This window comes from Hydrogenophaga sp. (assembly GCF_030158645.1).
Taxonomy (GTDB): Bacteria; Pseudomonadota; Gammaproteobacteria; order Burkholderiales; family Burkholderiaceae_C; genus Hydrogenophaga.
On sequence record NZ_JAOASO010000154.1, the window covers coordinates 1 to 5,372 of the forward strand.

Consider the following 5,372-nt stretch of genomic DNA (forward strand, 5'->3'; position numbering starts at 1 on the left):
TCGATGTGGCGCGGGCGTTGCACGTATTTTTCGATCAGCACCGCGTCGCTGCCGAAGCTGTTGCGCGCCTCGCGCTGGCAGCTGGCGAGCGCATCTGCAAAGTCTTCGGCCTTGTCCACCGCGCGCATGCCCTTGCCACCGCCACCGGCGCTGGCCTTGATGAGCACCGGGTACCCGATGCGGTTGGCCTCGTGTTGCAGCATGGCGGGGTCCTGGTCGGCCCCGTGGTAACCGGGTACCAGTGGCACGCCGGCCTTTTCCATGAGCTGCTTGGACTCGGCCTTCAGCCCCATGGCGAGGATGGCGGACGCGGGCGGGCCGATGAAGGCGATGCCGGCGTTGGCGCAGGCATTCGCGAACGCATCGTTCTCGCTCAGAAAGCCGTAGCCGGGGTGGATGGCTTGCGCACCGGTGGCCTGGGCGGCCTCGATGATGCGTTCCCATTGCAGGTAGCTGTCCTTGGGCGCGCTGCCGCCGATGTGCACCGCCTCGTCGCACGCGGCCACGTGTTTGGCGCTGGCGTCGGCGTCGGAATACACGGCCACGGTGCGCACGCCGAAGCGGCGGGCGGTGGCGGCCACACGGCAGGCGATCTCGCCGCGGTTGGCGATCAGGATCTTGGAGAACATGTTGTGTCCTAAGCGGGGGCAGTGAAGAACGAGCGCACACGGCGAAACACCGCGCGCAGGAATTGGAAAAGCATCCAGGTGACGATCCACATCAGCACCACGGTGATGAGCAGCAGCACGCCGAAAGCGATGGGGTGGTTGGTGGCCAGCCACACGGCGCCCACCACCAGGCCGTCTTCGACCAGGCTCATGGCGATGTTGGAAAACGGTTCGGGTGAGGCGTTGATGGCGGCGCGCGTGGTGGACTTGGCGGCCTGGCTGGTGGCGGCGAGCGAGCCGCCGAGCAACGCCGCGGCCAGTGCCATGGCGCCGCTGTCGGCTCCGAACACGCCCGCCGCCAGCGCCGCACCAGCCGGAATGCGCACCACGCTGTTGACCATGTCCCACAGCGAGTCCACCACTGGGATCTTGTCGGCAAAGAACTCGACGAACAGCATGAACCCGCTGGCTCCGAGCAGCGCCGGGTGCTGCAGCACCTGCAGACCGGCGGGCAGCTCCATCCAGCCCGCCGCACCCGCCATGCCGACGAGAAACACCACCGCGTACAGGCGAAAACCGCTGGCCCAGCCGAGCGCACCGGCCAGGGCCAGCAGCTCGGGGGTTCCCAGGGAAGCGAGGGCGTCCGTCATGGCCGTTCAGCCCGGTGGCAACCAGCCGGGTGCGCGCTTGCCCAGGAAGGACTGCAGGCCTTCGCGGCCTTCGTCGCTGGCGCGCACATCGGCGATGCGGCGCGCGGTCTCGCTGCGCAGTTCGGCCGTGATGGGCACACCGCCCACGTCGCGCACCAGGCGCTTGCATTCGCGCGAGGCCTTCGGTCCGTTGGCCACCAGCGCGGCGACGATCTCGTCCACCTTCGCGTCCAGCGTCTCGGGCGTGGCCAGCTCGTGCACCATGCCCAGCGCGTGGGCTCGCACGGCGCTGAAGCGCTCGGCCGTGACCATGTAGCGGCGCGAAGCCTGCACGCCCAGGGCACGCGCGACATACGGGCTGATGGTCGCAGGCAGCAGGCCCAGGCGCGCTTCGGACAGACAGAAGGTTGCGCCCTCCACCGCCACCAGCACGTCGCAGATGGCCGCCAGCCCCATGCCGCCGGCGTAACAGTCGCCCTGCACCCGGCCCACCACCGGCACCGGGCACTGGTCCAGCGTCCACAGCATGTCGGCGAGCTTCTGCGCGTCGGCGCGGTTCTCGTCCCAGCTGTAGCCGGCCATGGCCTTCATCCAGTTCAGGTCGGCCCCGGCGCAGAAGGCCTTGCCGTGGGCGCCGAGCACGACCACGCGCAGGTCGTCGTCGCGGGACAAGGTCTCGAAGGTGGCGGTGAGCGCGGCGATCACGTCGTCGTTGAAGGCGTTGCGCACATCGGGGCGGTTGAGCCACACATGCGCCACATGGGCGCTGGGGCGGGTCACGTCAAGCACATCACTCATGTTCAATACCTCTTGGCCACTTCTTCGAGCATCACCTCGGTGGCACCACCGCCGATGGCCAGCACCCGCGCGTCGCGCCACAGTCGTTCGATCGCCGTCTCGCGGATGAAGCCCATGCCGCCGTGGAACTGCTGGCAGGTCTGCACCACTTCGTTGACCAGCTCACCGGTGAGCGCCTTGAGCATGGACACTTCCTGCACGATGTCATGGCCTTGCGTGACGCTCCAGGCGCAGTGGTACATGAACTGCCGCGCCGCGCGCACCTTGGCATCCAACATCGAGAAGCGCTGGCGGATGGTCTGCTGGTCCCACAGCGTGGCGCCGAAGGCCTGGCGCTGGCGCACGTGGTCCAGCGTGATCTTGAGCGCCTGCGTGCAGTGGCCGATGGCCATGGCGCCCAGGGCGATGCGCTCGGTCTGGAAGTTCTTCATCACCGAGTAGAAGCCCTTGCCCTCCTCGCCCAGCAGGTTTTCCGCGGGGACGCGCACGTTGTCGAACACGAGTTCGGCCGTGTCGCTGGAGAGCCAGCCGGTCTTCTTGAGCGCGCGGCCCACGGTGAAACCCGGCGTGCCCTTCTCGACGATGAACATCGACATGTCGTGCCGCGCGGTGCCGGTCTTGGCGGCCACGAAATACAGGTCGCCGTGCACGCCGTTGGTGATGAACATCTTGGTGCCGTTGATCACCCACTCGTCGCCGTCGCGGCGCGCCGTGGTGCGCATGCCGGCCACGTCAGACCCGGCGCCGGGCTCGCTGATGCCCACCGCGGTGATCAGCTCACCCGCCGTCACCCTGGGCAGGTACTTCGCCTTCTGCGCCGGGGTGCCGGCGTGGTGCAGGTGCGGGCCGGCCATGTCGGTGTGCACGAGCACGGTGATGATGAAGCCGGCGAACGTGCTTTGCGACAGCGCTTCGGCGAAGACCAGGTTGGTCAAGGCGTCGGCGTCGGCACCGCCGTATTCGCCTTCAAACGCGATCCCCAACAAACCGGCCTGGCCCATGCGGCGCAACACGTCGCGCGGCACCATCCCCGTCTCCTCCCAGGCGGCGGCGTGTGGCTCGACTTCGCGCTCCAGGAAACGCGCGACCTGGTCGCGCAGCAGTTCGTGGTCGGGGTTGTCGTAAATGGTGGCGGTCATGGATCTGGCCCGTGTGTTGCCTTGGCAATCAGGTGTTCTGCTGCAGAAAGAACACCAGATCCAGTTCCGGTGCGGGCTGGCCGAGCATGGTGAGCGCTGCGCTGATCTGACCCCGGTGGTGCGTGCCGTGGTTGAACACATGGGCCAGCGTGGCGGCGAACGGCAGGCTCATGGCCTGGCCGCGCATGTTGGTGTAGCTGAGCTGGCCGTCAAAGCGCTCGGCGGGCCAGCTGGTGATCAGCGGCTCCCACACCTTGGCGCCGCCCTTCAAGGCCTGGGCCAGCCGGTCGCGCTCGGGCTCGACTTCCATGTCCAGTTCCAGCTTGGGCGATTCGCCCCGAGCAAAGCGCCGCTGCCAGAGCATGTGCTCACCCACCAGCAGGTGGTTGAGCGTGCCGTGGATGCTCTTGAAGAACAGGCGCAGGTCGCGCCGGTAGTCGAACTCGTTGACCGGCTCGATGGCCGCGATCAGTTGCTGCGTGGCCCACACGTTGTAGCGGGCCAGTTGGGTGAAGTGCTGGTGCGCGTTCATGGCATCACATCCTGAACACACCAAACTTCGGCTCGCCGATCGGCGCATTCAGCGCGACCGAGAGAGCCAGGCCGAGCACCCGGCGCGTGTCGGCCGGGTCGATCACGCCGTCGTCCCACAGGCGGGCGCTGGAGTAGTAGGGGTGCGACTGGTGGGCGAACTGGTCGAGCACCGGTTGTTTGAACTTCGCTTCTTCCTCGGCGCTCCAGGTGCCGCCTTTGGCCTCGATGCCGTCGCGCTTGACGGTGGCCAGCACGCCGGCGGCCTGCTCGCCGCCCATCACGCAAATGCGCGCGTTCGGCCACATCCACAAGAAGCGCGGGCTGTAGGCACGGCCGCACATGCCGTAGTTGCCGGCGCCGTAGCTGCCGCCAATGATCACGGTGAACTTCGGAACACTGGCGGTGGCCACGGCGGTGACCATCTTGGCGCCGTGGCGTGCGATGCCTTCGCTTTCGTACTTCTTGCCCACCATGAAGCCGGTGATGTTCTGCAGGAACAGCAGCGGCACCTTGCGCTGGCAGCAGAGTTCGATGAAGTGCGCGCCTTTTTGTGCGCTCTCGGAAAAGAGCACGCCGTTGTTGGCGACGATGCCGATCGGCATGCCTTCGATGTGCGCGAAGCCGCAGACCAGCGTGGCGCCGAAGCGCGCCTTGAATTCGTGGAACTCGCTGACATCGACGAGGCGGGCGATGATCTCGCGCACGTCGTAGGGCTTGCGCGTGTCGGTCGGGATCACGCCGTAGATCTCTTCCGTGGGATAGAGCGGTGCGCGTGGCTCGCGCAGGGCCTGCGTGGCCAGCTTGCGCTGGTTCAAGGTGGCCACGGCCTGTCGCGCCAGGGCCAGCGCGTGCGCATCGTTCTGCGCGAGGTGGTCGGCCACGCCCGAGAGGCGGGTGTGCACATCGCCACCACCCAGGTCTTCGGCGCTCACGATCTCGCCAATGGCCGCCTTCACCAGCGGCGGACCACCCAGAAAAATGGTGCCCTGGTTCTTGACGATGATGGTCTCGTCGCTCATGGCGGGCACATACGCCCCACCCGCGGTGCACGAGCCCATGACCACAGCGATCTGCGCGATGCCGTTGGCGCTCATGTTGGCCTGGTTGTAGAAGATGCGGCCGAAGTGGTCCCGGTCGGGGAACACGTCGTCCTGGTTCGGCAGGTTGGCGCCGCCCGAGTCCACCAGGTAGATGCAGGTCAGGTTGTTCTGCATCGCCACCTCTTGCGCCCGCAGGTGTTTCTTCACCGTCATGGGGTAGTAGGTGCCGCCCTTCACCGTGGCGTCGTTGCAGACGATCAGGCAGTCCACGCCGCTGACGCGGCCGATGCCGGTGATGACGCCGGCGCAGGGTGCGCTGTCGGTGCCGTCGCGGTCCGGGTACATGTTGAGCGCGGCCAGCGGGCTGAGCTCCAGGAACGGTGTGCCCGGGTCCAGCAGCATCTGCACGCGGTCGCGCGGCAGCAGCTTGCCGCGTTGGGTGTGTTTGGCGCGGGCGGCCTCGCCGCCGCCGAAGGTGGACTTGGCGACCTGCGCGCGCAGGTCGTCCACCACGGCGCGCATGGCCGCGGCATTGGCCTGGAAGTCGGCAGAGCGGGCGTTGAGTTGTGTCTCCAGGGTCGACATGGTGCGGTCCTGTCAGGT

6 protein-coding genes are annotated in these 5,372 nt (G+C 67.5%); all 6 read right to left on the bottom strand.

Annotation, left to right across the window (positions count from 1 at the left end; genetic code table 11):
• Positions 1-629, bottom strand: a 629-nt coding sequence (locus Q1W68_RS16630; protein ID WP_300717126.1) for a biotin carboxylase N-terminal domain-containing protein, incomplete at its 3' end; no start/stop codon positions are given.
• Between the two features lie 8 nt (positions 630-637).
• Complete coding sequence (locus Q1W68_RS16635) at positions 638-1,258, bottom strand: DUF4126 domain-containing protein (protein WP_300717127.1); 621 nt, start codon at positions 1,256-1,258, stop codon at positions 638-640.
• A gap of 6 nt (positions 1,259-1,264) precedes the next feature.
• A complete protein-coding gene (locus Q1W68_RS16640) occupies positions 1,265-2,056 on the bottom strand; it encodes an enoyl-CoA hydratase/isomerase family protein (RefSeq protein WP_300651947.1) in 792 nt (263 codons plus the stop codon).
• 2 nt (positions 2,057-2,058) lie between these two features.
• Positions 2,059-3,195: an acyl-CoA dehydrogenase family protein gene (locus Q1W68_RS16645; RefSeq protein ID WP_300717128.1), complete on the bottom strand. Its 1,137-nt coding sequence runs from the start codon at positions 3,193-3,195 to the stop codon at positions 2,059-2,061.
• A 28-nt stretch (positions 3,196-3,223) separates the two neighbouring features.
• Entirely contained in the window at positions 3,224-3,727 is a 504-nt protein-coding gene (locus Q1W68_RS16650) for a DinB family protein (RefSeq protein WP_300717129.1), read from the bottom strand.
• Between the two features lie 4 nt (positions 3,728-3,731).
• Positions 3,732-5,354, bottom strand: a complete 1,623-nt coding sequence (locus tag Q1W68_RS16655) for a carboxyl transferase domain-containing protein (RefSeq protein WP_300717130.1) — start codon at positions 5,352-5,354, stop codon at positions 3,732-3,734.
• Positions 5,355-5,372 lie beyond the last annotated feature (18 nt).

Bases quoted from the DNA above. Each gene is read 5' to 3' on its own strand.
- Q1W68_RS16640 (WP_300651947.1), bottom strand. From the start codon at position 2,056: ATGAGTGATGTGCTTGACGTGACCCGCCCCAGCGCCCATGTGGCGCAT.
- Q1W68_RS16645 (WP_300717128.1), bottom strand. From the start codon at position 3,195: ATGACCGCCACCATTTACGACAACCCCGACCACGAACTGCTGCGCGAC.
- Q1W68_RS16635 (WP_300717127.1), bottom strand. From the start codon at position 1,258: ATGACGGACGCCCTCGCTTCCCTGGGAACCCCCGAGCTGCTGGCCCTG.
- Q1W68_RS16650 (WP_300717129.1), bottom strand. From the start codon at position 3,727: ATGAACGCGCACCAGCACTTCACCCAACTGGCCCGCTACAACGTGTGG.
- Q1W68_RS16655 (WP_300717130.1), bottom strand. From the start codon at position 5,354: ATGTCGACCCTGGAGACACAACTCAACGCCCGCTCTGCCGACTTCCAG.